Annotated in this window: 26 protein-coding genes and 2 tRNA genes; 15 read left to right on the forward strand and 13 right to left on the reverse strand. The window is 70.7% G+C overall.

What is annotated here, in order from left to right:
• Positions 1-18: 18 nt before the first annotated feature.
• Positions 19-867, reverse strand: coding sequence for a helix-turn-helix transcriptional regulator (locus tag ACFFXY_RS13165; RefSeq protein ID WP_382350967.1), 849 nt, complete (start codon positions 865-867; stop codon positions 19-21).
• A 101-nt stretch (positions 868-968) separates the two neighbouring features.
• Here ACFFXY_RS13165 and ACFFXY_RS13170 point away from each other — a divergent pair, with 101 nt between their 5' ends.
• On the forward strand, positions 969-1,700 hold the full coding sequence (locus ACFFXY_RS13170; protein WP_382350970.1) for an SDR family oxidoreductase: 732 nt from the start codon (positions 969-971) through the stop codon (positions 1,698-1,700).
• A 67-nt stretch (positions 1,701-1,767) separates the two neighbouring features.
• Here the strand turns inward: ACFFXY_RS13170 and ACFFXY_RS13175 are convergent.
• Positions 1,768-1,841 (reverse strand) — tRNA-Ile (locus ACFFXY_RS13175).
• Positions 1,842-2,221: 380 nt separating this feature from the next.
• Between ACFFXY_RS13175 and ACFFXY_RS13180 the strand changes: the two genes are divergently transcribed.
• The 4 genes from ACFFXY_RS13180 to ACFFXY_RS13195 are packed head-to-tail and all read left to right on the forward strand — an operon-like array spanning position 2,222 to position 6,300.
• A complete protein-coding gene (locus ACFFXY_RS13180; RefSeq protein ID WP_382350973.1) occupies positions 2,222-3,556 on the forward strand; it encodes a branched-chain amino acid ABC transporter permease in 1,335 nt (444 codons plus the stop codon).
• 11 nt (positions 3,557-3,567) lie between these two features.
• Positions 3,568-4,611: a branched-chain amino acid ABC transporter permease gene (locus ACFFXY_RS13185; protein ID WP_382350975.1), complete on the forward strand. Its 1,044-nt coding sequence runs from the start codon at positions 3,568-3,570 to the stop codon at positions 4,609-4,611.
• On the forward strand, positions 4,601-5,458 hold the full coding sequence (locus ACFFXY_RS13190; protein WP_382350978.1) for an ABC transporter ATP-binding protein: 858 nt from the start codon (positions 4,601-4,603) through the stop codon (positions 5,456-5,458). The genes ACFFXY_RS13185 and ACFFXY_RS13190 overlap by 11 nt, the downstream gene beginning before the upstream one ends.
• Positions 5,459-5,466: 8 nt before the next feature.
• Positions 5,467-6,300, forward strand: coding sequence for an ABC transporter ATP-binding protein (locus ACFFXY_RS13195; RefSeq protein WP_382350981.1), 834 nt, complete (start codon positions 5,467-5,469; stop codon positions 6,298-6,300).
• Between the two features lie 64 nt (positions 6,301-6,364).
• On the opposite strand, the gene ACFFXY_RS13200 is transcribed toward ACFFXY_RS13195, so the two are convergent.
• Positions 6,365-7,621, reverse strand: coding sequence for an ABC transporter substrate-binding protein (locus tag ACFFXY_RS13200; protein ID WP_382350984.1), 1,257 nt, complete (start codon positions 7,619-7,621; stop codon positions 6,365-6,367).
• Positions 7,622-7,908: 287 nt separating this feature from the next.
• On the opposite strand from ACFFXY_RS13200, the gene ACFFXY_RS13205 reads away from it, so the two are divergent.
• The gene (locus tag ACFFXY_RS13205; protein WP_382350987.1) at positions 7,909-9,015 is read left to right on the forward strand and encodes a hypothetical protein; all 1,107 of its coding nucleotides are present in this window, start codon (positions 7,909-7,911) and stop codon (positions 9,013-9,015) included.
• 51 nt (positions 9,016-9,066) lie between these two features.
• Here ACFFXY_RS13205 and wrbA read toward each other — a convergent pair whose 3' ends face one another.
• Positions 9,067-9,663 carry an NAD(P)H:quinone oxidoreductase gene (gene wrbA / locus ACFFXY_RS13210; protein WP_382350990.1) on the reverse strand — a complete coding sequence of 199 codons (597 nt, stop codon included), beginning with the start codon at positions 9,661-9,663 and terminating at the stop codon, positions 9,067-9,069.
• Between the two features lie 114 nt (positions 9,664-9,777).
• On the opposite strand from wrbA, the gene ACFFXY_RS13215 reads away from it, so the two are divergent.
• Positions 9,778-10,707 carry a carbohydrate kinase family protein gene (locus ACFFXY_RS13215; RefSeq protein ID WP_382350994.1) on the forward strand — a complete coding sequence of 310 codons (930 nt, stop codon included), beginning with the start codon at positions 9,778-9,780 and terminating at the stop codon, positions 10,705-10,707.
• A 44-nt stretch (positions 10,708-10,751) separates the two neighbouring features.
• On the opposite strand, the gene ACFFXY_RS13220 is transcribed toward ACFFXY_RS13215, so the two are convergent.
• The 4 genes from ACFFXY_RS13220 to ACFFXY_RS13235 all read right to left on the reverse strand — a co-directional run bounded on the left by ACFFXY_RS13220 (position 10,752) and on the right by ACFFXY_RS13235 (position 14,479).
• Positions 10,752-11,921 carry a hypothetical protein gene (locus tag ACFFXY_RS13220; protein WP_382350997.1) on the reverse strand — a complete coding sequence of 390 codons (1,170 nt, stop codon included), beginning with the start codon at positions 11,919-11,921 and terminating at the stop codon, positions 10,752-10,754.
• 74 nt (positions 11,922-11,995) lie between these two features.
• On the reverse strand, positions 11,996-12,826 hold the full coding sequence (locus tag ACFFXY_RS13225; protein ID WP_382350999.1) for a glutaminyl-peptide cyclotransferase: 831 nt from the start codon (positions 12,824-12,826) through the stop codon (positions 11,996-11,998).
• A gap of 160 nt (positions 12,827-12,986) precedes the next feature.
• Positions 12,987-13,877 carry a putative RNA methyltransferase gene (locus ACFFXY_RS13230; RefSeq protein WP_382351001.1) on the reverse strand — a complete coding sequence of 297 codons (891 nt, stop codon included), beginning with the start codon at positions 13,875-13,877 and terminating at the stop codon, positions 12,987-12,989.
• A complete protein-coding gene (locus ACFFXY_RS13235; protein WP_382351004.1) occupies positions 13,874-14,479 on the reverse strand; it encodes a TetR/AcrR family transcriptional regulator in 606 nt (201 codons plus the stop codon). Before ACFFXY_RS13235 ends, ACFFXY_RS13230 begins: the two co-directional genes overlap by 4 nt.
• Positions 14,480-14,622: 143 nt before the next feature.
• On the opposite strand from ACFFXY_RS13235, the gene ACFFXY_RS13240 reads away from it, so the two are divergent.
• On the forward strand, positions 14,623-17,094 hold the full coding sequence (locus ACFFXY_RS13240; RefSeq protein WP_382351007.1) for a beta-glucosidase H: 2,472 nt from the start codon (positions 14,623-14,625) through the stop codon (positions 17,092-17,094).
• Between the two features lie 49 nt (positions 17,095-17,143).
• On the opposite strand, the gene ACFFXY_RS13245 is transcribed toward ACFFXY_RS13240, so the two are convergent.
• Positions 17,144-17,476, reverse strand: coding sequence for a hypothetical protein (locus ACFFXY_RS13245; RefSeq protein ID WP_382351010.1), 333 nt, complete (start codon positions 17,474-17,476; stop codon positions 17,144-17,146).
• A gap of 225 nt (positions 17,477-17,701) precedes the next feature.
• Between ACFFXY_RS13245 and ACFFXY_RS13250 the strand changes: the two genes are divergently transcribed.
• Positions 17,702-17,777, forward strand: a tRNA-Asn gene (locus ACFFXY_RS13250).
• Positions 17,778-17,893: 116 nt separating this feature from the next.
• Positions 17,894-18,154, forward strand: coding sequence for a hypothetical protein (locus ACFFXY_RS13255; RefSeq protein WP_382351013.1), 261 nt, complete (start codon positions 17,894-17,896; stop codon positions 18,152-18,154).
• 9 nt (positions 18,155-18,163) lie between these two features.
• Here the strand turns inward: ACFFXY_RS13255 and ACFFXY_RS13260 are convergent, their stop codons facing one another.
• Positions 18,164-19,516, reverse strand: coding sequence for a dihydrolipoyl dehydrogenase family protein (locus tag ACFFXY_RS13260; protein WP_382351016.1), 1,353 nt, complete (start codon positions 19,514-19,516; stop codon positions 18,164-18,166).
• Between the two features lie 163 nt (positions 19,517-19,679).
• Here ACFFXY_RS13260 and ACFFXY_RS13265 point away from each other — a divergent pair, with 163 nt between their 5' ends.
• Genes ACFFXY_RS13265 through ACFFXY_RS13280 form a run of 4 tightly spaced genes read left to right on the forward strand, consistent with a single transcriptional unit; the run spans position 19,680 to position 22,858 of the window.
• Positions 19,680-20,501, forward strand: a complete 822-nt coding sequence (locus tag ACFFXY_RS13265; protein WP_382351019.1) for an ABC transporter ATP-binding protein — start codon at positions 19,680-19,682, stop codon at positions 20,499-20,501.
• Positions 20,502-21,188, forward strand: a complete 687-nt coding sequence (locus ACFFXY_RS13270; protein WP_382351022.1) for an ABC transporter permease — start codon at positions 20,502-20,504, stop codon at positions 21,186-21,188.
• A complete protein-coding gene (locus tag ACFFXY_RS13275) occupies positions 21,185-21,895 on the forward strand; it encodes an ABC transporter permease (RefSeq protein WP_382351025.1) in 711 nt (236 codons plus the stop codon). Before ACFFXY_RS13270 ends, ACFFXY_RS13275 begins: the two co-directional genes overlap by 4 nt.
• A 48-nt stretch (positions 21,896-21,943) precedes the next feature.
• Complete coding sequence (locus ACFFXY_RS13280) at positions 21,944-22,858, forward strand: ABC transporter substrate-binding protein (protein WP_382351028.1); 915 nt, start codon at positions 21,944-21,946, stop codon at positions 22,856-22,858.
• 42 nt (positions 22,859-22,900) lie between these two features.
• On the opposite strand, the gene ybiA is transcribed toward ACFFXY_RS13280, so the two are convergent.
• Positions 22,901-23,404 carry a riboflavin biosynthesis intermediates N-glycosidase gene (ybiA, locus tag ACFFXY_RS13285; RefSeq protein ID WP_382351031.1) on the reverse strand — a complete coding sequence of 168 codons (504 nt, stop codon included), beginning with the start codon at positions 23,402-23,404 and terminating at the stop codon, positions 22,901-22,903.
• A gap of 91 nt (positions 23,405-23,495) precedes the next feature.
• On the opposite strand from ybiA, the gene ACFFXY_RS13290 reads away from it, so the two are divergent.
• On the forward strand, positions 23,496-24,143 hold the full coding sequence (locus ACFFXY_RS13290) for a TetR/AcrR family transcriptional regulator (RefSeq protein ID WP_382351033.1): 648 nt from the start codon (positions 23,496-23,498) through the stop codon (positions 24,141-24,143).
• On the opposite strand, the gene ACFFXY_RS13295 is transcribed toward ACFFXY_RS13290, so the two are convergent.
• Together ACFFXY_RS13295 and ACFFXY_RS13300 are read right to left on the reverse strand one after the other, a co-directional pair.
• Positions 24,140-24,805: a DsbA family oxidoreductase gene (locus tag ACFFXY_RS13295; RefSeq protein WP_382351997.1), complete on the reverse strand. Its 666-nt coding sequence runs from the start codon at positions 24,803-24,805 to the stop codon at positions 24,140-24,142. The two genes, ACFFXY_RS13290 and ACFFXY_RS13295, sit on opposite strands and share 4 nt — an antisense overlap.
• Complete coding sequence (locus tag ACFFXY_RS13300) at positions 24,805-24,966, reverse strand: hypothetical protein (RefSeq protein WP_382351036.1); 162 nt, start codon at positions 24,964-24,966, stop codon at positions 24,805-24,807. Before ACFFXY_RS13300 ends, ACFFXY_RS13295 begins: the two co-directional genes overlap by 1 nt.
• Between the last annotated feature and the right edge of the window lie 28 nt (positions 24,967-24,994).

Below are 24,994 nucleotides of genomic sequence, written 5' to 3' on the forward strand. Positions count from 1 at the left end.
ATGTCCGTCGCGGCCGGGTTACCGAGATGAAGCGGGGGTTGCGGGAGTGACCTCCGCCAATCGCAGGAACGCCGCCGCGGTGGGCGAACCCGGCTGCGGCACATACATGACCAGCCGCAGCCCCGTCCCGGGCACGTCCAGGACCTGGCAGTCGAACTCCAGCGGGCCCACCTGCGGGTGGACGACGCGCTTGGTCTGTGCCCGGCGCGGGGCCACGCGGTGGTCGGCCCACAGCTCCCCGAACTCGGGGCTGACGCGCAGCAGCTCGTCCACGAGGCCCTTGAGCTTCCTGTCGCCGGGGTTGCGGGCGAGCGAGGCGCGCAGGTCGGAGACGGAGTCGGCGAGGAACCGGCGCACGGACGGGTCGGCGAGGCGCGCGGCGACGTCGCCTTGGGTGAAGTTGGTGCGCAGCACGTTGCGCTGCTCCGGGGTGAGGTCGGCGAGGTAGCCCATGAGGCGCTCGGCCATGCCGTTCCAGGCGATCATGTCGTAGCAGGCATCCATGGCGTACGCGGGGAAGTCGTCGAGCCCGTCGAGGAGGTTCCGGATCGCGTCGGGGACCTCCTTGACGGCGGTGCGGCACTCCGACTCGGGGAGCTCGTCGACGAGGTGGAACAGGTGGGCGCGCTCGTCGTGGTCGAGGACCAGCGCGCGGGCGAGCGCGCCGAGGACCTGCCGCGAGGGCTTGGGGCCGCGGGCCTGCTCCAGCCGGATGTAGTACTCGACGGAGATCCCGGCGAGCTGCGCGACCTCCTGCCGCCTGAGCCCAGGGGTGCGCCTGCGCGTCCCCGCGGGCAGGCCCACGCCTTCGGGCTTGATGGCGGCGCGGCGGGTGCGGAGGAAGTCGGCGAGCTGCTGGCGGTCCATCCGTCCATCCTCCCCCGCTTCGCGGGCCGCAACCAGGTACCGGATGTACCACCATAAGCAGTGCTCTTTGCAGGTCGGCGAAACCGGCGCAGGCTCGTGGCATGGAACAGAGGACGGCGCTCGTCACGGGCGCGAACAAGGGAATCGGATACGAGATCGCCAAGGGCCTGGCCCAGAAGGGCGTCAAGGTGTGGGCGGCGGCCCGCTCGGAGGAGCGGGGCATGGAAGCGGTCGAGCGACTCCGCGGAGAAGGAGCAGAGGCGGATTTCCTCCAGCTCGACGTCACGGACGAGGGTTCGATCGCGAAGGCGGTGGCGCAGGTTCAGTCATTGGACATCCTGGTGAACAACGCGGGGATCGCGCTCGCCGACGGAGGCTGGAACACGAGCGAGCTCACTGTCGCCACCGCGCGCAAGGTCTTCGAGACGAACGTGATCGGGGTGATCGCGGTGACGAACGCGTTCCTCCCGCTCCTGCGCGAGTCAGGGGCCCCGCGGATCGTGAACGTCTCCAGCGAGGTCGGCTCGCTGACCTTCATGACCGGCGACCACGAGTTCGCGAAGATGCAGGGCGGCGCCTACGGCGCCTCCAAGTCCGCCCTCAACATGCTCACCGTCTCCTACGCCAAGGAGTTCAAGGACGGCCCCGTCAAGGTCAACGCCATGACCCCCGGCTACACCAAGACCGACCTCAACCACAACCAGGGCTGGCGCGACCCCGCCCTCTCCGCCAAGGTCGCCATCGACCTCGCCCTCCTCCCCGAAGACGGCCCCAACGGCGGCTTCTTCCAAGAGGGCCTCGAATACCACGAGGGCACCACGGTCCCCTGGTAAACGGAGTCCGTTGGCGGACAAAGGAAGAGGAATTACGAAAGGCCCCGCAGAAGCGGGGCCTTCTGCGTAGGGCAGGCAGGACTTGAACCCGCGACCCAGGGATTATGAGTCCCCTGCTCTAACCAGCTGAGCTACTGCCCCGAGCGGGCAATATCCTCTCACACCCCGTGTCGGCGCGGTGGCCCCAGGGCAGCGGAGGGGGATAAATCGGGGTGCGGCGGCGGGCCGGGAGGCGGGGAAGTGTTCACTGGTGCCGAACGAGACCGAAACGGACGTGTGGCACGGGTGCCGAGGCGCAGGCGACGCGGCGGTAACATTCGCGCCACATTTGCAACGGTTCTATAACGACCCGTGCTGTTGTCAGGCAGGTCTCTTTAAGATCCGACTCACTCCCGCCGTTCCGTGTTTCTCGAACGTTGCACCCGGCGGGTTCCGACGCCCAAACCTCCCGAGGGGGCCCATTGAGACGAGCATTGTTGCTGCTGTCGGCTGCGCTGGCCGGCCTGTCGCTGTGTCTGGGGGTGAGCAGCAGTGCCGCCGCACAGGACGCGTTCGGCATCCACGGCACACTCGACGACCAGCAGGACCAGCCCGTACCAGGCGTGTCGATCACCGTGTCCGACGCGTCGGGGGCGGAGATCGCCACCGTCACCACCGGGGACGACGGCACCTGGGCCGTTCCGCTGGAAGCGGAAGGCGACTACGTCGTCACCCTGGACGAGTCCACCCTGCCCGAGGGACTCGTCGTGCGCAACTGCAAACCGCAGCTCGAAGTCAACGTCACCGGCGACCGCACCGCCCTGTTCCCGCTCGACACCCAGGTGGACGGCTGCACCCCGGGCGAGAGCCCCGGCGGCGAGACGCCCTCCTCCGACGACGCGAGCGGCGAGCCCGGCGAGGAGACCTCCGAGAGCGAGGACGCCGCCGCGGACGACGCCGCCGCCGACGAGGTGGGCGAGATCGAAGGCGAGGGCGGGGCGACCCGCGCCATCAGCCTCCTGGTCTCCGGCCTCCACTTCGGCCTCATGATCGCCCTCGCGGCCGTGGGCCTGTCCATGGTCTTCGGCACGACGGGCCTCACCAACTTCGCCCACGGCGACCTGGTCACCTTCGGCGGCGTCATGGCGCTGCTGTTCAACGTCACGCTCGGCGTGCCCGTGTGGCTCGCGGCCGTCGCCGCGGTCGTCCTGGGCGCCGCGTTCGGCTGGGCGCAGGACTGGGGCCTGTGGGCCCCCTTGCGCCGCAGAGGGACCGGTCTGGTCTCGATGATGATCATCTCGATCGGCGTGGCACTGCTCATCCGCAACGCGACGCTGTTCTTCGTCGGCGGCGAGCGCCAGCGCTACACCGAGTACGTCGGGCAGAAGCCCTGGGACTTCGGCTGGCTGGTCATCACCCCGAAGGAGGTCGTCACCGGCGCGATCGCGCTCGCGGTCTGCATCCTCGTCGGGCTGGCGCTGGTGTACACCCGCCTGGGCAAGGCGACGCGCGCGGTGTCGGACAACCCGTCGCTCGCGGCCTCCACCGGCATCGACGTGAACAAGGTCATCCGCCTGGTGTGGACGATCGGCGGCGCCCTCGCCGCCATGTCGGGCGTGTTCCTGTCGATCAGCGACGGCGTCAAGTTCGACATGGGCCAGCACCTGCTGCTGCTCGTGTTCGCGGCCGTGGTCCTCGGCGGGCTCGGCACCGCGTTCGGCGCGTTCGTCGGCGCGATGCTCATCGGCGTCTTCGTGCAGATGTCGACCCTCGTGGTGGCGCCCGAACTGAAGTACGTCGGCGCGCTGGCCGTCCTCATCATCATCATGCTCACCCGTCCCCAGGGCATCCTGGGCCGCCGCGAGCGAATCGGTTAGGGGGCCACGCGATGGATTGGCAATTCGTATTCAGCCAGGCGCTCACGCAGGCCATCGGCCCGACGATGCTCATTTACGCCCTCGGCGCGATCGGCCTGAACCTCCAGTTCGGGTACACGGGCCTGCTCAACTTCGGCCAGGCGGCGTTCGCCGCCATGGGCGCGTACGGACTCGCGCTCAGCGTGGTCGCGTGGGGCCTGCCGTTCTGGTGGGGCATCGTGATCGGGCTCCTGGCGGCGTGCGTCATGGCGCTGCTGCTCGGTATTCCGACACTGCGGCTGCGGGCCGACTACCTCGCGATCGTGACGATCGCGGCGGCCGAGATCGTGCGGCGCATCATGCGCGCGACGGTCTGGTCGGACACCACCGGCGGCTCGGACGGCATGCGCGGCTTCTCGGAGCCGTTCTTCGAGATGATCCCGTGGGCCCGCGACACGACCTGGTCGTTCCTGTTCGTGTCGATGGACAACGGCCGCCTGGCCGTGGACTTCGGGATCGTCACGCTCCAGTACTCGTACCGGGACACGTGGGTCATGGTCGTGGGGTGGGCGCTGGTGGCGGTCATCCTCCTGGTCATGATGCTGCTCATCCACAGCCCGTGGGGCCGGGTCCTCAAGGGCATCCGCGAGGACGAGGAGGCCGTGCGCAGCCTCGGCAAGAACGTCTTCGCGTACAAGATGCAGGCGCTGGTCCTGGGCGGGATCATCGGCGCGGTCGCGGGCTTCGTGTTCGCGCTGAGCCGCGCGAACGTCCAGCCGGACGGGTTCACCACGGACTTCACGTTCTACTTCTACGTGGTGCTCATCCTCGGCGGCGCGGCCCGGATCTTCGGGCCCGTGCTCGGCGCGGCGCTGTTCTGGTTCCTGTACAACATCCTCGCGCAGGGGCTCATCCAGGCGATCCAGGCCGAGGTGATCCCGTCGAGCGTGATCGACTCGACGCAGGTGGGCCCGCTGGTGTTCTTCCTGCTCGGGCTGGGAATGGTCCTGCTGCTGATCTTCCGGCCGCAGGGGCTCATCGGCAACCGGAAGGAGCTGATGTTCGATGTCCGATAAGGAGAAGGCGGGGATCGCCGCCGCGCGCGCGGCCCTGGCCGGCGTCCCGGCCGAGCCGGGCGCGCCGAAGCAGGACGCGATCCTGTCGGCGACCGGGGTGCGGCGCGCGTTCGGCGGCCTCGTGGCCGTGGACGTCGAGCACATCGAGGTCCAGCGGGGCGCGATCACCGCGCTCATCGGCCCGAACGGGGCGGGGAAGACGACGTTCTTCAACCTGCTCACCGGGTTCGACCGGCCCTCGAAGGGCTCGTGGGACTTCGACGGGCACCGGGCCGACCGGATGCGGTCGTACCAGGTGGCCCGCTCGGGCATGGTCCGCACGTTCCAGCTCACGAAGGCGCTCTCGCGCATGACGGTCCTGGAGAACATGCTCATCGGCGCCGCGGACCAGCGGGGCGAGCGCATGTGGGCGGCGATGTTCCGGGGCCTGTGGCGCGGCCAGGAGTACGCGAACGCCGAGCGGGCCATGGAGCTGCTGGAGCGGTTCAAGCTCATCGACAAGCGCGAGCACTACGCCGGGGAGCTCTCCGGCGGGCAGCGCAAGCTCCTGGAGATGGCGCGGGCGCTCATGCTGCGGCCCAAGATGATCATGCTGGACGAGCCGATGGCCGGGGTGAACCCGGCGCTGAAGCAGTCGCTGCTGGAGCACATCAAGGGCCTGCGCGAAGAGGGCATGACCGTGCTGTTCGTCGAGCACGACATGGACATGGTCCACGAGATCGCGGACTGGGTGGCCGTGATGGCGGCCGGGCAGCTCATCACCGAGGGGACGCCGGACCAGATCTCGGCGGACCAGCGGGTGATCGACGCGTACCTGGGCGCCCACCACGACGCGGCCCAGCATTAGGAGGCGGTATGAGCGACAACGAGACCGAGGGGATCGGCCCGACGGGCGCCCCGATCGACGAGACCGCCGAGTCGTCCACCGAGGTGTGCAGCCGTGAAGGGCACCTCGCGGCCTCGGCCGACGCGCTGCTGCGCGCCGACGAGGTCACCGCGGGGTACATCCCGGGCGTGTCCATCCTGAACGGGACCGACCTGTACGCGAACGAGGGCGAGCTCGTCGGCATCATCGGCCCGAACGGGGCCGGGAAGTCGACGCTGCTCAAGGCCATGTTCGGGCTGGTGGGGATCTCGTCGGGGAAGGTCGTGCTGCGCGGCCAGGACATCACCAACCGCAAGGCGCACCAGCTGGTGCCGCTGGGGGTGGGGTTCGTGCCGCAGACGAACAACGTGTTCGCGGCGCTCACGGTCGAGGAGAACCTCGAAATGGGGGTGTTCCTGCGGCCCAAGGCGTTCAAGGAGCGGTTCGAGTTCGTGACGGACCTGTTCCCGGTGCTCGGGGACCGGCGCGCGCAGCGGGCCGGGTCGCTCTCGGGCGGCGAGCGGCAGATGGTGGCGATGGGCCGGGCGCTCATGATGGAGCCGTCGGTGCTGCTGCTGGACGAGCCGTCGGCGGGCCTGTCCCCCGCGATGCAGGACGAGGTCTTCTTCAACACGAAGCAGATCAACCAGACCGGCGTCACGGTGGTCATGGTCGAGCAGAACGCGCGGCGGTGCCTCCAGATCTGCGACCGCGGCTACGTGCTGGACCAGGGCCGCAGCGCCTACACCGGCCCCGGCGACGGCCTGATCGACGACCCGAAGGTCGTGGAGCTGTACCTCGGCACGCTCGGCCGGGCCAGCTAGAGAACGCAAGAAGTAGCCCCCCGGGTCCTGTGGTCCCGGGGGGCTTTCGCTTGCGCGGCTTCGGTTAGCTCAGCTCACCGAAGCTGTAGGTGAGGTTCTCGTAGGTGTTGTCGGGCAGGTACTGGTAGACGCCGATCGTCGCCGCGGTGACGTCGCCCTCGGGCGAGAACTCGATCGGGCCGGAGTAGCCGTCGTAGTCGATGTCCGCGGTGTTGTCCTCGGCGAGCAGTTCAGCGCACTCGGTGAAGCCGGTGCACTTGGTGCCGCCGCTGGAGACGGCGACCAGGTTGTCCTTGATCGTCTCGGAGTCGATGCTGTCGCCGGCGATCGCCGCGAGCGCGACGAGCGAGGTGGCGTCGTAGGACTCGGGGCCGTACGTGAAGTCGGTCAGCTCGGGGTCGACTTCGAGGAGGCGGTCGCGGATCTCGGCCGGGTCGGCGCCCGGGAAGGTGCCCTTGGCGCCCTCCATGAAGCCGGCCGGGAAGGTCTCGCTGTAGTCGGCCAGGTTGCCGTCCACGAGGTACCAGGGGATGTCCTGGGCGCTCAGGCCGCCTTCGGCGAGGGCCGGGCCGAGGTTGACGATCTCGTTGAACGTGACGAGGACGATCGCGTCGGCGCCGGAGTCGGCGACGGCGGAGACCTCGGCGGAGAACTCGGTCGCGGTCGGGTCGTAGATCGTCTTGAGGACGACCTCGCCGCCGAACTCGGTGAAGTTCTGCTCGACGGAGTCGGCCAGGCCGGTCCCGTACGCGTCCTGGAGCGCGAGGATCGCGATCTTCTCGTGGCCGTCCTGGATGATCGTGTCGGCGAGGACGCGGCCCTGGAGCACGTCCGAGGGCGCGGTGCGGAAGTAGTAGTCGCCGCGCTCGTACGTGGTGAAGTCAGGGGACGTGTTCGCCGGGGACACCTGGACGATGCCCTCTTCGTACAGCTTGTCGATGAACTGGAAGGAGACGCCCGAGGAGGCCGCGCCGATGACCGCGTGCACGCCCTGGTTGATGAGGGCGTCGGCGGACTGGCTGGCGATGTCGGTCGAGGTGTCGCCCGAGTCCTGGTCCAGGACGGTGACACAGCTGCCGAGCACGCCGCCGTACTCGTTGATCTCCTGCTGGGCAAGGTGGACGCCGGCGAACTCGGGCGGGCCGAGGAACGCGAGCGAACCGGTCTGCGGGAGGATCGTGCCGATCTTCAGCGCCTCGTCGCTCTCGGTGCATTCACCGCCGGACGACGAAGGGTCTTCGTCTTCACCGCAGGCGGCCAGCGAAAAGGCCGTGACACCGGCGGTGGCTACGGCGAGCAGTGCTCGGGGAAAGCGAGCCATGGTTTCTCCTATTGAGTGTTCGAGATGGATCCGCAGGTAGATATGGAGGTTGACGTGATCCGAGTTACAGCCTATGGCAGCGGAGGTGCCTCCGCCATGCGCCGTGACCGGACCCGTTCCTGTTTGTGATGGCTCCGTGACCTTCCCGATCCGGTATTGCAATCGCTTTGCGGGGAAGGGAAGCGCACGTTTCGCGCCGGGCTCCCCCGGGTGGTTCCCCCGCGAGGGGGAGGCGGTTCGCCCCCGCGCGGGAGGGAACCGGGCCCGCCCGCGGCGAGGCTGAAGGCATGACAACCCGCACCGACACCCAGCGCCCCGACACGCGGCGCCGCACCGGACGCACCGCCCTCGCGGCGTTCCTCTGGTCCCTCACCGTCATCCCCATCGGCCTGTGGCAGCTCCTCGACCCGGCCACCGGACCGTTCTCGCACGAGCTGTACGAGCCCACGATCCGCCTCCCCGAGGCCGTCCCCGACTGGGCCGGGCCCGCCGCGCTCATCGCCGCCGGGGTCCTCGGGCTCCTCGCGTCCCGCGCGACCCGGTGGGCCGTCCCGGCCCTGTTCGCCGTCGTCTTCGGCGTCCTCATGAGCACCACCGCCCCGATGTCCTTCGCCGGATACCTGTGCGCGCTCTTCATCCCGCTCCTGATCGCCGCCGGTCCGGTGCTCATCGCCCGCGGCCGCCTCGCCAAGACCGTCGCCGCGATCGCCGTCGTCGGCCTCCTCACGGCCCTCGGGTTCAGCGGGGTCGTGGACTACGCCGCGGCCGGGGACTTCCTGTCGATGCTCGGCGGGCGCTTCGCCGACATCGCCGCCTACATGCTCGTCCAGGTGTGGCTCACCGTCGGCGGCGGCATCTGGGCGGCCCTCGTCCTGCACCTGGTCCTCCACGACCGCGGCGACGGTCCCGCCCGCGCCTGGCTCGCCCCCGACCGCGCCGCCCGCTGGGGCCGCACCGCCGCGTGGATCGCGTTCGCCTGTTCGCTCCCCTACGGGCTCGTGCGCATGTCGTGGCTGACGCCCTGGGCGTGGATCGGCGGCCCCCTCGACAGCTCCATGATCGACCCGGCCACCCGCGTGTGGGGCCTGTGCCTGGGCCTGGCGGCCCTCGGCGGCGGCGTCCTGTGCCTGGGCATGAGCTACCGGTGGGGCACCCGCTGGCCCTTCTGGATGCCGGGCCTCAAGGGCCGCCCCGTCCCGCCGATGGTCGCGATCGTCCCCGCCTCGGTCATGGCCGCGATGTTCACGTTCATGGCGCTCCCCTTCGCGGCCTTGGCGATCCGCCAAGACGCCCTGGAGCTGATCTGGTCCTTCCCGTTCTACGTCTGGGGACCGGCCCTGGGCGCGGCGACCCTCGCCTACGCGATCCGCCGCGGCGTCGTCCGACCGGGCTAGCAGCACAGAGCAGGGCCCCGGGGTCTCCCCCCGGGGCCCTGCCGCGTGCGTTCAGCCGTGCAGGCGCCTCGCGATCGACACCACGCGCTTGGTCTGGATCGCCACCGCCACGCGGTTCTTCTCGCTCACCGGGCCGTTGAGCCCGATGTGGCTGGCGCCGTACGGGTTCCCGATCTCCACGTCGAACTGGAGCGGGTCCGTGTAGCCGGGCGAGACGATGATCGCCCCCCAGTGGTAGAACGTGTTGTTCAACGCGAGGATCGTCGACTCCTGGCCGCCGTGGCTCGTCTGCGTCGAGGTGAACGTCGACATCACCTTGTCGGCGAGCTTCCCCTGCTGCCACAGCGGACCGGTCGTGTCGATGAACTGCTTGATCTGCGCGGTCGGCAGCCCGTACCGCGTCGGCGTGCCCCACAGGACCGCGTCGGCCCAGTCGAGGTCGTCGAGCGTCGCCTCCAGGACGTCGGCGCTGGCCTCGAAGTGATTGGCCCACGCCTCGTTCGAGGCGACAGCCTCGGGCGGGGCGAGTTCGCGCACCTTCCGCAGGCGCACTTCGGCCCCGGCGTCCTGGCTCTCCCTCGCGGCGGTGCGCGCCATCTCGTAGACGTTCCCGGTCTGCGAATAGTGGATGACGGCCAGCTTGACCATGGTGCCTCCCCTTGCATGAGAATCGGTATTGACCCTGGCACAGTCGTTCCCATAGGGTTGCCCTCGCAACAGATTCCACACAATCCCGCAAAATCTTTCAAAGGAAGCAATCACATGCTGGACATCCTGGTCGTCGGCGGCGTCGGCGTCGACACCATCGTGCGCGTCCCGGAGATCGCGATCGGCGAAGGCGACTCGCTCGGCGTGGAGCCGATCCTCGACTACGTGGCGCACACCGGGAACGGGGTCGCGCTCGGGTGCCTCCACCTCGGGCTCGCGACCCGGTTCATCGACTACATCGGCGAGGACGAGCAGGGCGCGCTCGTCCGCCGCCACTACGACGCGCACGGCCTGGACTTCCGGTACCTGATCTCCCCGAACGGGACCTCGCGCTCGGTGAACCTCGTCGACGCCGGGGGCCGCCGCTACTCCTTCTACGACTACCGCCACGCCCCCGAGCTGCGGATGCCCGCGTCGTTCTTCGGACCCCATGTGGCCGAGGCGAAGCACGTCCACGTCTCGATCCCCAACCACACCCGCGACGTGCTGACGGCGATCCCCGAGGGCGTCACGGTCTCCACCGACCTGCACGGCTGGGACGGCGAGGCCGAGCACCAGAAGGACTTCGCGCGCCGCGCCGACCTCGTGACGCTCTCGGCGGCCCGCCTCGGCGGCGACCCGGAGAAGGCCATGCGCTGGATCATCGACAACGGCCGCGCCTCGGTCGTCATCGCGACCGACGGCGAGCACGGCGGGTACGTCCTCGAACGCGGCGGCTCGGTCGAGCGGTACCGGGCCATCCACCCGGTGGCCGAGCTCGGCGCGGTCGCGCCGGAGTGGGCCGAGTGGGCGCCGGTGGACTCCAACGGCGCGGGCGACGCGTTCGTGTCGGGCCTGCTGTGGGCCCGCGGCCGCGGCGAGGACCTCGCTGGCGCGCTCGCGGCGGGCCGGGTCGCGGGCGCCTACGCGTGCCGGTCGAAGGGCACGAGCACGGCGCTCATCACCGAGGCGCTCATGATCGAGAGCCTTGCGGCCCTGAAGTGATGCGAGCGGCCGCCGGCCCCCGGGGGGTCGGCGGCCCCGTCGCGCTACTGCTGCTCGGGCCCGCGGTTGGCCGTCATGGCCTTCGCGCGGGCGATCACGTCGTCGAACGGGGACGGCTCGGCCGGGTTCGGGCGCACCGCGTCGCGGTGCTCGGGCTGGACCACCAGCATGAACAGGCACCCGACCGCGGCGGCCACGACGGGCGCGCCGATGCCGATCTCGGCGACCGGCCAGTTCCCGGCGTGCGCGCCGGTCGCGATCATGAACGCCGCCCACACCGGGACCGCCCAGCCGCCCGCGAGGACCATGAGGTCGCGGCGGCGGCGCAGCTCGGGCCGGATGAGCCAGATGAGGAAGTCGAGCCACGCGCCCGACAGGAGCAGCACCCACACGTAGGCGCCGTTCTCGAAGCCGGTGAACGCCCCGGCCATGATGCACGGGTACGCGAACGCGACGGTGAAGAACCCGAGCGGCAGCCGGAACCGGCCGGTCGTGAACACCGCCAGCGCGAGCACCAGCACGGTCGTGAACACCATGCCCGCGACCGGGCCCGACTCGAAGCCGAAGCGGCCTTCGAGGGCCACGCCGGTGGCGAACGGGGTGTCGGTGAACGGGACCAGGTAGTTGAGGAACAGCACGAGGGTGGCGATCGCGAAGCCGAGGGACAGCGCGGGCGCGGCGAGTCGCGCTTCGAGCGGGATCGGCTCGGGTTCGACGGAGAGGACCTCGCGGCGCCACGCGGACAGCCACGGCGCCAGGGCGATGAGGCACCCGGCGACGGCGAGGCCGAGGTGGGAGGGGCTGAAGAAGATGTCGAGGTCGGCTTCGACGCCGAGCAGCTCGTGCCAGATCATGTCGGCGATCCCGGAGGCCAGGAACAGCGGCACGCCGACGATCGCGGGGCCGTAGCCGTGCGGCACGGCGGCCATGCCGGTGCGGCCGTCGGCGCGGTGCGCGCGCACGAGCATCCAGGCGATCCATGCGGCGGTGGCGGCGAACCCGGTGTAGAACGCCAGGTGCCACCAGGTGAAGAAGGACTCGGCCCAGCCTTGGGCGTGGGCGTTGACGTCGAGGATCAGCCCGCCGATGAACCACGCCGAGAACGCGGCGGTGGTGAGGTCCTGCCACCAGGCGGCGAAGACGCGGGGCTGCCGGGAGTCGGCCAAGAGGTGCATCTTGTACTCCAGCAATCGGTCAAGGGGTGTGAGGGCCATGAGGTCATCATGGCCCACCTCGACCAGCGGCGCAATCGCGGAATTGTCACGGTCTGCGCACTGTGCACACGGGATCAGACGAAGCGCACGAGGAACAGCTTCGGCCAAAGCTTCCCGGTGATGTAGAAGGTGCCCTCTTCTTCGGCGGCGGCGATGCCGTTGAGGACGTCGGCTCCGGCGGAGTCCTCGGGGGCGAGGAGGCCGGAGGCGTCGACGGTGGCCTGGACGGCCCCGGTCGCGGGGTCGATCGCGATGATCTGGTCGGTCTGCCAGACGTTCGCCCACACCGACCCGCCGCTGCATTCGAGCTCGTTGATCGAGTAGACCGGGGTGCCGCTCTCGTCCTTGACCTGGACGGTGCCGGTCTCCTCGAAGGTAGCCGGGTCGCGGAAGGTGAGGGTGTCGGAGCCGTCGCTCATGACGAGCCGCTCGCCGTCGTAGCAGATGCCCCAGCCCTCGCCCTCGTAGTCGACGGTCTCGATGACGTCGAGGGTGGCGGGGTCCCGCTTGTAGGCGTGGTGCTCCTGCCAGGTGATCTGCCAGACCGCGTCGTCGGTGAGGGTGAGGCCCTCGGCGAAGTCCTCGGCGGGGAGGTCCTGGGAGGCGAGGACGTCGCCGGTGGCGGGGTCGGTGATGCGCACGTCGGACTCGCCGTAGAGGCCCGCGGACTCGTAGAGGACGGTGCCGTACTCGGGGTGCTCGGCGAGTTCGAGGCCCTGGGTGAAGGAGCCGGGGTCGTGGTCGTAGGTCTCGACGACCTCGACGGTCAGGTTCCCTTCCGGGGCCGGGATCTCGTGGTCGCTCTCGTCGGCCGCGGCGTCGCCCGCCGAGCATCCGGCGAGCGCGAGGAGGCCCGCTGCCGTGAGGGCGAGGCCGTGCCGGGCCGCCCGCTTCTCATCGAACATTGAACTCGTCTCCAGGTCCCTCGGGGGTGATGCCTCGTACCGTATCGGTCATGGCAAACGAGGACAAGACTTCCGTGCGAAGCGTTTGCCGTGCAACGGGGCGCGCATCGGGGGCCGACCTCGTCCGCGGCACCGGAAGGGGTCGGCTCGCAGGCCGCTCTCAGCCCTTCGGGAGCCAGCGGGCGACGGTCGCCGCGACGGTGACGTCGATCCGCTCGGGGAGCGCGGCCACGGCCGCGTCGAGTTCGGCGGGGCCGTGGTGGCGGGCGCTCGGGCCCATGCCCACGAGCCGGCGCACGTCCTCGTGTCCGAGGCCAATCGAATAGGAGATCTCGTCGGCCCGCTCGGCCTCGAACGCCGAGCCGAGCTGGTCGGCGGTCCGCTGCGGTTTAGCGGGGTCGACGCTCAGCAAGTCCAAGGCGTCGACGAGTTCGCGGAGGTGGTCCAGCCGGGGGGTCAGGACCACTAGAGCGCCTCTTGGGTGGAGGACGCGTGCGAGCTCGTCGGCGTTGCGGGGGGCGAAGACGTTCAGCACCGCGGCGGCGGCGCCGTCGCGTACAGGGAGTCGATTCCACGCGTCGGCGAGCACCGCGGCGAGTCGCGCCTGAGTTCCGGCGGCTCGCCGCGGTTCGTCCGTCTCCGGCGCTTCCAGTTGCGGGACTTCGCGTTTCGCGCAGCGGCGCAGCGCGTACTTGGAGGTGTCGAGGCCGATGCCCTCGCGTGCGGGGTCGGCCGCGAGCGCGGCGGCGAGGTAGTGGCCGGTGCCGCAGCCGGGTTCGACCACGACGCCGGGGGCGTCGGTGAGCGAGGCGTCGGCGACGGCCTTCAGGAGCGGGTCGTAGAAGCCCGCGGAGAGGAACTCCTCGCGGGCGGCGACCTGGTCGGCGGTGTCGCCGGTGGTGGCGTTCGAGCCGGGGGCGAGCAGGGGCGCGTAGCCCTGCTTGGCGAGGTCGAAGGAGTGGCCGGACGGGCAGGAGAGGCGCCGGTCGGCCTGGTCGAGGGCCTGGCCGCAGTTGGGGCAGGCGAGCGCGTCGAGCGCGGGCAGCGTCACGCGGCGGCCTCGGGATCGATGAGGCGCAGGAACGCGCGGAATGATGCGGGCATGTCGACGCCTTCGGGTTCGTGGAGCCACTGGAACTGGAGACCGTCCATGATCGCGACGACCAGCGGCGCGGCCTCCTCCGGGGTGAGCCCGGAAGGGAGCCGGTCACCCCACTGCCCGCGCAGCGTGGAGGCCATCTCTCGGCGCACCCGCCGGTAGCGCTCGCGGAAGTAGGGCTCGGCGGGGTGGTCCTCGGTGACGGACTCGCCGAGCAGGGCAGAGAAGGTGCGGATGATCGCGGCCCGGTGCGCGTTGGCCTCGACGACGCCGATCGTCTGGGCCACGGTCATCGGGTTGCTGTCGCCGGTGCGGTCGCCGCGGTCCCACTCGTCGCGCATGGTGAGCACCGCGACCAGGAGGTCCTCTTTGGACGGGAAGTAGTGGAGGAGGCCCTGCTGGGTGAGGCCCACCTTCTCCGCGACGGCGGCGAGGCTGGCGCCGCGGTAGCCGCGTTCGGCGATGACCTCCATGGCGGCGCGCACGATCTCCTCGCGGCGGGCCTGCCCGCGGGCGCCGTGGCGGACGCCGTGCGGTCTCGGCGGGTTCGGCATGGCGTGGCCCCGATCCTGGGCTCGGTCTCGATGGCACTCCAGCATAGGTAATCACGATTCGGTAACAAGCACTACCGGTCGCTCGGTAGCGGTGTCAGACTCGACCACGGCGCACCGCCGCGCAGACCGAAGAGAGGCACGCCATGAGCGACTGGACCATCCCCGCCGACGGACCCGACTACGACGAGGCCGTCGAGGCGGCGCTCGCGAAGCTGGACCTGGAGACCAAGGCCGACCTGCTGGCCGGCATCGACATGTGGCGCACCCTCGCCGCCCCTGAAGCGGGCCTGCGCTCGATGACCGTCTCCGACGGCCCCATCGGCGTGCGCGGCCGCTTCTGGACCGCCGCCGACCCGTCCCTGGCGCTGCCCAGCCCCACTGCGCAGGCCGCCTCCTGGGACCCGGCCCTGGTGCGCCGCATCGGGAACCTCCTCGCCGCCGAGGCCCGCCGCAAGGACGTCGACGTGCTCCTGGCGCCCACGATCAACCTGCACCGCTCGCCCCTGGGCGGGCGCCACTTCGAGGCGTTCAGCGAGGACCCGTACCTGACCGGGCGCATCGCGGAGGCGTACGTCGCGGGCGTGCAGGAGCGCGGCGTGGGCACCACCATGAAGCACTACGTCGCCAACGACGCCGAGACCGACCGGTTCACCGTCGACAACGTCATCGGCGAGCGGGCCATGCGCGAGCTGTACCTGCGGCCCTTCGAGATGGTCGCCGCCGCGGTCAACCCGTGGGGGGTCATGACCGCGTACAACACCGTCAACGGCACCACCATGACCGCGCACCGGGAGCTCATGGACGTCCTCCGCGAGGAGTTCGGCTTCGACGGCTTCAACGTCTCCGACTGGGGCGCCGCGCGGCACACCGTCGAGGACGTCGAGGCGGGCCTGGACCTCGCGATGCCGGGGCCGCTCACCGTGTTCGGCAAGGCCCTGGTCGACGCGGTCCGCGAGGGCCGCACCACCGAGGCGGCCGTGGACGCGAACGTCCGCCGCATCCTCAAGCTCGCCGCCCGCGTGGGCGCCCTCGACGGCGTCGACGCCGCGGTCACCGGCCGCCTGGAGGCGATCGAGGACCCCGACGCGCTGCTCCGCGAGATCGCGCGCCGCTCCTTCGTCCTCGCCAAGAACGACGTCCCCGCCGGCGACGAGACGACAATCCTGCCGCTCCACAACGACGTCGTCCACAGCCTCGCCCTCATCGGCCCCGCCGCCGACGAGGCCCGCATCCTCGGCGGCGGCTCCGCGACGGTGTTCCCGCCGCACGTGGTCTCACCGCTCGACGGCCTGCGCGCCGAGCTCGGCGACCGCGTCGTCTACGCCCAGGGCGTCGACCTGTTCGAGCAGATCCAGGCCGCGAACCGCGGCTTCACGCTCACCGCGCGGCCCGTCAAGAAGGACGGGACGGCTCTGCCCGCCGAGCCGCTCGCCAACGGCGACGTCAAGTGGATGGGGTACGTCCCCGGCGGCCTCAGCGCCGACGAGTTCGACCACGCGCTCGTCGAGGGCGGCTACGTCGCGACCAAGACCGGCGAGCACGTCTTCGGCACCCGCGGCTTCGGGCACCACAAGCTCGTGATCGACGGCGAGACCGTGTTCGACCAGGACCAGGAGTTCACCGGCGACGACCCGTTCGAGGCGTTCTTCGGCCCCGGCGTCGAGCGGGTCCGCCTCCACCTCAAGGAGGGCCAGGAGGTCGCGCTCCGGCACGAGTTCACTCCGTTCGACTTCCCGCCCGGCTTCCCGCCCTCGGTCCTGTTCGGCCTCATGCACACCGAGCCCCGGCCCGACGAGCAGACCCTCATCGAGGAGGCCGTCGCCGCCGCGCGCGCCGCCGAGATCGCCGTGGTCGTCGTCTCCACCACCGCCCTCACCGAATCCGAGGGCTTCGACCGCGCCGACCTGCGCCTCCCCGGCCGCCAGGACGAACTCGTCGCCGCCGTCGCCGCCGCCAACCCCAACACGGTCGTCGTCGTCAACACCGGCTCCCCGGTCGAGATGCCCTGGGCCGACGACGTCGCGGGCATCCTCCTCACCTGGTTCCCCGGCCAGGAGGGCGGCAGCGCCCTCGCCGAAGTCCTCCTCGGCGCCGAACCCGGCGGCCGCCTCACGACCACCTGGCCGAAGACCCTCGCCGACGCCCCCGTCACCCAGGTCGTCCCCGACGACGCGGGCAGGCTCCACTACGACGAGGGCGTCTTCATCGGCTACCGCGCCTGGCAGCGCCGGGGCACCGTCGAGCCCGCGTTCTGGTTCGGCCACGGCCTCTCCTACGCCGAGTGGACGTACGAGTCGATCGAGGCGGTCGAGGGCGCGGTGAAGGTCACGGTGCGGAACACGGGGGCCGTGGCGGGCCGGGAAGTGGTCCAGGTCTACGTGTCCCCCGACGACGCCGCAAGCGTGAAGGGCGGCATCGAGCAGACCCGCCTCGCGGGCTTCGCGGCCGTCGAAGCCGCTCCCGGCGAACAGGTGGAAGTGGTCGTCCCCCTGGAGGAGCGCTCGTTCCAGTTCTGGAACGAGGAGGACCACGCCTGGGAAACCGTTCCGGGCGCCTGGACGGCGAAAGCCGGAAGGAACGTGGCGGACCTCCCGCTGGAGACCGTGCTGCCGTAGCGAAAGAGAAGGGCGGGACCCGGAGGCCCCGCCCTTCGTCATCGCATCGCTAGAAACCCGGTGAGTCCTCGCGAAGGGCCCGTTCACTCCGCGCAGGGGTGGTGACCCCGGCGGAGTCCCAGGGCTCGGCCTTCGGGGGCTCGTCGGCGCTCGTGGTGAAGTTCTCGATGATCTCGCCGAACTTCGTGTCCTTGATCTTGTCCTGCGCCGCGTTCACGGCCTTCCCCGCCTGGCTGCGCACCGACGAGGCGACCTGCTGCACCTTGTCGTTCCCGGTCACCCGGCGCGTGTAGTCGACGATCTGGTCGTACCGCTCCCGGCCCGCCTTCGCACCCAGGATGTACCCGACCGCGAACCCGGCCACGAGATACCACTTCCGCATATTTGCCTCCCCGGCCGGCCCTCGGGCCGGACGCTGCCTCGTCATCCGTGCGTCCCCCGCACACAGCGGCCATTCTGCCGCATTCCGGGGTGCCCCGCCTGCCCAAGCACGAAACGCACCCCCGATTCCACCCACCCGAGGACCCACACCACACCGACCCCGGTGGCACCCGCTCCCTCCCCTCCTGTAGTCTCGTATCCGGTTCGCCACCACGGCAGAACCCCTTCCCCAATAGCTCAATTGGCAGAGCAGCCGACTGTTAATCGGCAGGTTCTTGGTTCGAGTCCAAGTTGGGGAGCCATCCCAGAAAGGCCGGTCGTTTTCGACCGGCCTTTTTTGATGTCCTTTCCCTTCTCGACCCCGGCCGCCGGAAATCCGGGGACCCCGCCGGGTTCCCGGAGTCCATAGGCTGGGGTGATGAAGGACTTTGACGATGAGATCGAGAAGGCGGTCAAGCGGGCGGGGAGGGCCGCCGGGTGGATGTTCGCCTTCGGGGTGCTGACGCTGCTGCTGGGGCTCTTCACGAGCTTCGGACCGTTCGGCGTCGGGTTCCTGGTGGCGCTGCCGGGCGCCGGGCTGATGTTCGCCATGGGGGTCATCATCAATCTGCAAGGCATGCAGCTCATGGAGACCTGGCGTCAGGGCCGGCGCGACCGGGCGGGCACGCCGGAGGCGTGAGGACCGACCTCAGAGGCGGGAGAGGGCGTCTTCTACTGCTCGGTGGAAGGTCGGGTAGGCGTAGATCATTTGGCGGAGGCGGGTGATCGGGGTGCGTTCGTGGACGGCGAGGGTGAGCATGGAGAGGACTTCGCCGCCGGTGGGGCCCGCGGAGGTGGCGCCGACGAGGATGCCGCGGTCGGTGTCGGCGACGAGTTTGATGAAGCCCTCGTTGCCGGTCTTGTGGATCCAGCCCCTTGAGGACGACGGGATCTCGGAAACGGACGTCGCGATCTGGAGGCCCTGGTCCTTGGCCTGCTTTTCGGTGAGGCCGACCGCGCCGACCTCGGGGTCGGTGAAGGTCACACGCGGGACGGCGTGGTATTCGGCGCCCGGGTTGTCGTTGCCGAGGACGTGGTCGGTGGCGATCTTGGCCTGGTACATGGACATGTGGGTGAAGGCGCCGTGGCCCGCGATGTCGCCGATGGCGTAGACGCCGTCGGCGACGCGCATGTGCTCGTCCGGCGAGAGGGACCGGCCCGAGGCGTCGACGCCGACCGTGTCGAGTCCGAGGCCGCCGATGTTGGGCTTGCGGCCGGTGGCGACGAGGAGGCGGTCGGCCTCGACGGTCACGGTGCCGGCCTTGACGGCGAAGCGGCCGTCGTCGTGGGAGACGTGCTCCACGGCCGCGCCGGTGTGGAGGGCGATGCCCTCGGTGCGGAAGACCCCGGCGATCAGGTCGCCGGACTCGGGCTCTTCGAGGGCCAGGAGGCGGTCGGCGGCCTCGAAGACGGTGACCTGGGTGCCGAAGCGGGAGAACGCCTGGGCCATTTCGAGGCCGATGGCGCCGCCGCCGAGGACGATGAGCGAGTGGGGCGCCTCGGTGGCCGCGACGGCGTCGCGGTTGGTCCAGTAGGGGGTGTCGGCGAGGCCGGGGATCGGGGGGACGGCCGGTTCGGTGCCGGTGTTGAGGATGATCGCCTTGGCGACGGTGAAGTCCTGGTCGCCGACGCGGACGGCGCCGGGGCCGGTGACGACGGCCTCGCCGCGGACGAGGCGGCCGCCGGCGTCGGTGAAGCGGTCGGCGGCGACCTGGTCGTTCCAGTCGTCGGTGGCCTCGCCGCGGATGCGGGCGGCGACGGGCGCGAAGTCGGGGGTGACGTCGGCGGCGCCGGAGAGGGCGGGGACGCGGCGGGCCTCGGCGAGCGCGTCGGAGCCGCGGACCATCATCTTGGTGGGGATGCACCCGTAGTAGGGGCATTCGCCGCCGACGAGGCGCCGTTCGACGCCGACGACGGTCAGCCCGGCGCGGGCCAGCGTCGCCGCCGCCGATTCGCCTCCGGGGCCCATGCCCACGACGACCGCGTCCACTTGCTCCGCCATGTCCGGCTCCTCTCCGTTCGTTTGCGCCCCACCATACCGGCGCGGGCGAGCGAAGTATCCGAGTCGAACACTCTGTTTCGGAAAACGTAAGCGCGGAGGAAGGGTAGGGCTGGTGCAAATCGGGTAGTGTCGCGTGAGCGCCCGGACCCATAGGAGGAGCCCGATGATCGAGTTCCGCAACGTCACCAAGCGATTCCCCGACGGGACGGTCGCCGTCGACTCGTTCGACCTGGTGATCCCGTCGCGGAAGACCACGGTGTTCGTGGGCTCTTCGGGCTGCGGGAAGACGACGCTGCTGCGGATGATCAACCGGATGGTCGAGCCGACCTCCGGGACCGTCGAGATCGACGGCGAGGACGTCGCGGCCAAGAAGGCCGTCGCACTGCGCCGGAGCATCGGCTACGTCATGCAGAACAGCGGCCTCATGCCGCACTTCACCGTCGCCGAGAACATCGCGACCGTGCCGCGGCTCAACGGCGGGACGAGGCGGGCCGCGCGGGCCCGGGCCCTCGAACTCATGGAGACCGTCGGCCTCGACGCGACGATGGCCGACCGGTACCCCAGCCAGCTCTCGGGCGGGCAGCAGCAGCGCGTGGGCGTCGCCCGCGGGCTCGCCGCCGACCCGAACATCCTGCTCATGGACGAGCCGTTCGGCGCGGTCGACCCGATCGTGCGCGCCGAGCTCCAGACGGAGCTCATCCGGTTGCAGCAGGAGCTCGACAAGACCGTGGTGTTCGTGACGCACGACATCGACGAGGCGTTCCTCCTGGGCGACCAGGTCGCGATCCTCGCCGCGGGCGCGCAGCGGCTCCAGGTCGGCAGCCCCAGCGAGATCACCGAGAACCCCGCGGACGAGTTCGTGGCGGCGTTCATCGGCGCCGAGCGCGGCAAGAGGGCGCTGCGGGTCAAGCAGACCCCGCACGGGCCGGTGCTCGTGGACGCCGAGGGGCGCACGCAGGGCGTCCTCGTCGAAGGCGGGGCCTGAATGGACTGGGTGTCCGACAACCTCGACCTGATCGGCACCCTGACGCTCGACCACCTGCGGCAGAGCGTCATCGCGATCGTCGCCGGGTTCCTCCTGTCCCTGCCCCTGGGGTGGGTGGCGTGGCGGTACCGGCTCCTGCGCGGGTGGGTCATCACCGTGACCGGCCTGCTGTACACGATCCCGTCGCTGGCGCTGCTCATGATCCTCCCGGTCGTCGCGGGCTATCCGGCGACGAGCGAGACGAACCTGGTGATCGCCTTGACGATCTACGCCATCGCGATCATGGTCCGGGCCGTCACCGACGGCCTCGACTCGGTCGACCCCGCGGTGCGCCGCTCGGCCACCGCCGTCGGGTACGGCGACGGACGCCGGTTCTGGGCCGTGGACCTGCCGCTCGCCGGGCCCGTGATCCTCGCGGGCCTGCGGGTCACCGCGGTCAGCACGATCTCGCTGGCGACCGTGGGCATCCTCGTGGGCGTCACGAACCTCGGCTACCTGTTCACCAACGGCCTCCAGCGCCGCATCATCCCCGAGGTCCTCGCCGGAATCGTCGCGGTCGCGCTCATCGCGCTGCTCGTGGACCTCCTGCTCATGCTCGCCGGGCGGGCCCTGATGCCCTGGGCGCGAAGCAAAGCCCCGGCCAAGCGGAAGCCCGCCGCCGAACCGACCGCGGAGGCCGCCGCGTGAACCTCCTCTCCGAAGCCTTCAAGTGGCTCACCGACCCCGAGCAGTGGACCGGGCCCAACGCGCTGCAGCACCTGCTGCTCCAGCAGCTGTACTTCACCGCGATCGCCGTCGGCATCGCCGCGGTCCTCGCCGTCCCGCTCGGGTGGGCCATCGGCCACACCGGGAAGGGCCGCGAGGTCGCCGTGGCGTTCGCGGGCGCCGCGCGCGCCGTCCCCTCGTTCGGCCTGCTGGTCCTGCTCGTGCTCCTGTTCGGCGTGCTCCACAAGCCCGAAGCGGCGGTCGTGACGTTCGTGATCCTCGCGATCCCGCCGCTGCTCGCAGGGGCCTACGCGGGGTTCGAGGCCATCGACCGGCGCACCGTCGACGCCGCGCGCGCCGTCGGCATGACCGAGGCGCAGATCCTGTGGCGCGTGGAGGTCCCGCTCGGGCTGCCGCTGCTCGTCGGCGGGTTCCGCTCCGCGGTGCTGCAAGTGGTCGCCACGGTGACCATCGCGGCGTACGTCAACCTCGGCGGCCTGGGCCTGCCGATCATCACCGGACTGAGCCTGCGCCGGTACGAGGTCGTCCTCGGCGGAGCCGTGCTCGTCGCCGTCCTCGCACTCGTCCTCGACGCGCTCCTGGCCCTCGCCCAGTGGGCCGCCGTCCCGCACGGCGTGCTCGCCGCCCAGGGCCTCGCGCCCAGGCGCCGCGCCGAGAACGCCACCTGACCCGACACCCACCCACCCGAGCCAGACCCATCAGTGGAAGGAAGACCCATGTTCAGAATGCGGGGCATACGCACTGGACTCGCCGCCGCGGCGGTCCTCGGCACCGCCATCGCGATGACCGGCTGCTCCTCCGAGGACCCGCTCGGCGAGAACGAGTCGACCGGCGAGTCCGCGAACGGCGCCATCGTCATCGGCTCCCAGGCCTACTACTCCAACGAGATCGTCGCCGAGATCTACGCCCAGGCCCTCGAAGGGGCCGGGCAGGAGGTCGAGCGGCGCTTCAGCATCGGCCAGCGCGACGCCTACATCCCGGAGCTGGAGAGCGGCGCGATCACGCTGTTCCCCGAGTACACCGGGAACCTCCTCCAGTTCTTCGACGCCGAGACCGAGGCCCGCTCCCCCGAGGACGTCTACGCCGCGCTGCAAGGGGCCCTGCCCGAGGGCCTCACGGTGCTGGAGCAGTCGACCGCGAGCGACCAGGACTCCTACACCGTGACCAAGGCGTTCGCCGACGAGAACGGCCTCGCCTCGATCGCCGACCTCGCGAACGTCTCCGAGACGCTCACCCTCGGCGGCCCGCCCGAGCTCGCCGAGCGCCCCTACGGGCCGACCGGGCTCGAAGACGTCTACGGCGTGCAGGTCGAGTTCTCGGCGACCGGCGACACCACCGTGGAGGACCTGGTGGCCGGGACCGTGAACGTCGCGAACGTGTTCACCGCGGACCCGCGCATCCAGACCGACGACCTCGTGGTCCTGGAGGACCCCGAGTCGCTGTTCCTGGCGTCGAACGTGGTCCCGCTGGTCAGCGAGGACATCGCCGACGAGGTGTCCGAGGTGATCAACGCGGTGAGCGCCGCGCTCACCCCGGAGGGCCTGGTCGGGCTGAACGTGCAGAGCACGGTCGACCAGATGTCGACGCCCGACATCGCGAAGCAGTGGCTCGCCGACAACGGGCTGAGCTAGGACGCGAGGGGAAGGGCCGGTCGCGGTGCGACCGGCCCTTCCTCATGCGGTGAGCTGCGCGCGGGCCTCCATGAGGGCCCGGCCCAGGAGGTTCAGGCCGAGCCACGCGTCCGGGTCGGCCGCGCGCGGGTCGTCCCCGGCGAGGCCGATGCCCCAGATGCGGTCCTTGGGGCTCGCCTCGACCAGGACGCGGTCGCTGGTCGAGCGGAGGAATTCGAGGAGGTCGGGGTGCTGGCCGAACTTGAGCACGTTGCCGCGCACGACGATCGCGAGCCGCGCGGCCTCCCACCCGTCCTGGGTGTAGCCGCGGACCTGGCGGCCGAGCTTCTGGGCGTTGCGCGGGTGGCCGGAGGCGAGGATGCGGTCGGCGGCCTCGGTGTCGCCGAACAGCCATGCCTTGTGCGCCATCATGTAGTGCTCGGCGGTGTCGTACCGGTGGCCGTCGTCGGTGAACGCCGAGGGCCACCACTGGCTCAGGCAGCCGCGGCCGGGGCCGTCGGACTCGGGCTTCTCGTTCCAGAAGAACAGATGGTCGGGGGTCGGCATCGGGCCAGCTTCGCACGGGCGGGGGCCGCGCGCAACGCGGTAAAGTTGAGGCCGCTGTCAAGATGAGGCAGTCGAGATGAAGGGGGCGGCCGTGGGCGAGGCGCGGACGGTGCGGGCGGACGCCCGCCGGAACATCGAGAAGCTGCTGTGCGCCGCCGCCGAGGTCTTCGGCGAGCGCGGCCTGCACGCGCCCCTCGACGCGATCGCGCAGCGCGCCGGGGTGAGCACCGGGACGATCTACCACCGGTTCGGCAGCCGCGAGGGCCTCATCGACGCCGTGGTCCCCCAGTACGCGGAGGAGCGGCTCGACACCGCCGCGGGGCGGGCGCTGGCGTGCGCGGACCCGTGGGAGGGGTTCGCGCAGTACGTGGAGCGGGTGTGCGAGCTCCAGGTGCAGAACCTGGCGCTGAACGACGTGATCTCGCGGAGCCATCCGGGGACGGCGCGGCTCGCGGAGGTCTGCCACCGGTCGCAGGAGCAGGCGCGGCGGATCGCGGAGCGGGCGCAGGCCGACGGGTCGCTGCGGGCGGACTTCGCCGCGGAGGACCTGCTGTTCGTGTTCTGGTCCAACGCGATGCTGGTGCGGTTCACCAGGGGCGCGGCGCCGGACGCGTGGCGGCGGAACCTGGCGTTCACGCTGGACGGGCTCCGGTCGGAGGGGGCGCGCCCGCTGCCGACCGCGGCCCTGACGCCCGAGCAGGTCGAGCAGGTCATGGAGGGCCGCGGCCGGTCTGGCTAGCGGTTGGACCAGGCGGTGTCGAGGGCCTGGAGGAACGCCTCGACGGGCTGGGCGCCGGAGACGCCGTACTTGCCGTCGATCACGAAGAACGGGACGCCGGTGACGCGCAGCTCGCGGGCCTGGCGGATGTCGGCGTCCACGGCGTCGTCGTAGTCGCCGTTCTTGAGGGCGGTCAGGGCCGCGGCGCGGTCGAGGCCGGTGTCGGCGGCGAGGTCGGCGAGCACGTCGTGGTCGGCGACGTTGAGGCCGTCGGTGAAGAAGGCCTTGAACAGGCGGTGGACCACGTCGGTCTGGCTGCCGTGCTCGGCGGCGAAGTGGGAGAGCCGGTGGGCGTCGCGGGTGTTGACCGCGAGCGCGGTGTCGAAGCGGTAGTCGAGTCCCAGGGTCTTGCCGCGCTCGGCGACCTGCGCGTTCATGGCCGCGGCCTGCTCGCGCGGGAAGCCCTTCTCCTTCTCCAGGATGTCGAGCACGTTCGCTGGCTTGTCGCTCGGCAGGTCCGGCATGAGCTGGAACGCGTGGTAGCGGGTGACGGTCTCGTGGGGGAAGCGTTCGAGGGCCTGGCCCAGGAGCGCGTCGCCCATGTAGCAGAAGGGGCACATGACGTCGGACCAGACGTCGATGGTCACGGGTGCGGCGCCACGGCCGAAGACCTCGCCGGCCATCACTCGCACACTCCGTCCGCGCCGCACACGCCGTACGCCTCGTCGGAGGTCACGAGCAGGAGCGGTGCCTTGAGCGCGGCCGGCCGCTGCGGCTCGGGCGCGTCGGTCTCGGGAGCCTCGGGCTCCTCCGTCGCTGTTGCGTTCTCATAAGTTGACGCCATAGTCAAAAACGGTACCGCAACTTGAGGC

Origin of the sequence: Glycomyces mayteni (genome assembly GCF_042428885.1) — a bacterium.
In the GTDB taxonomy this organism is placed as follows: domain Bacteria; phylum Actinomycetota; class Actinomycetes; order Mycobacteriales; family Micromonosporaceae; genus Glycomyces; species Glycomyces mayteni.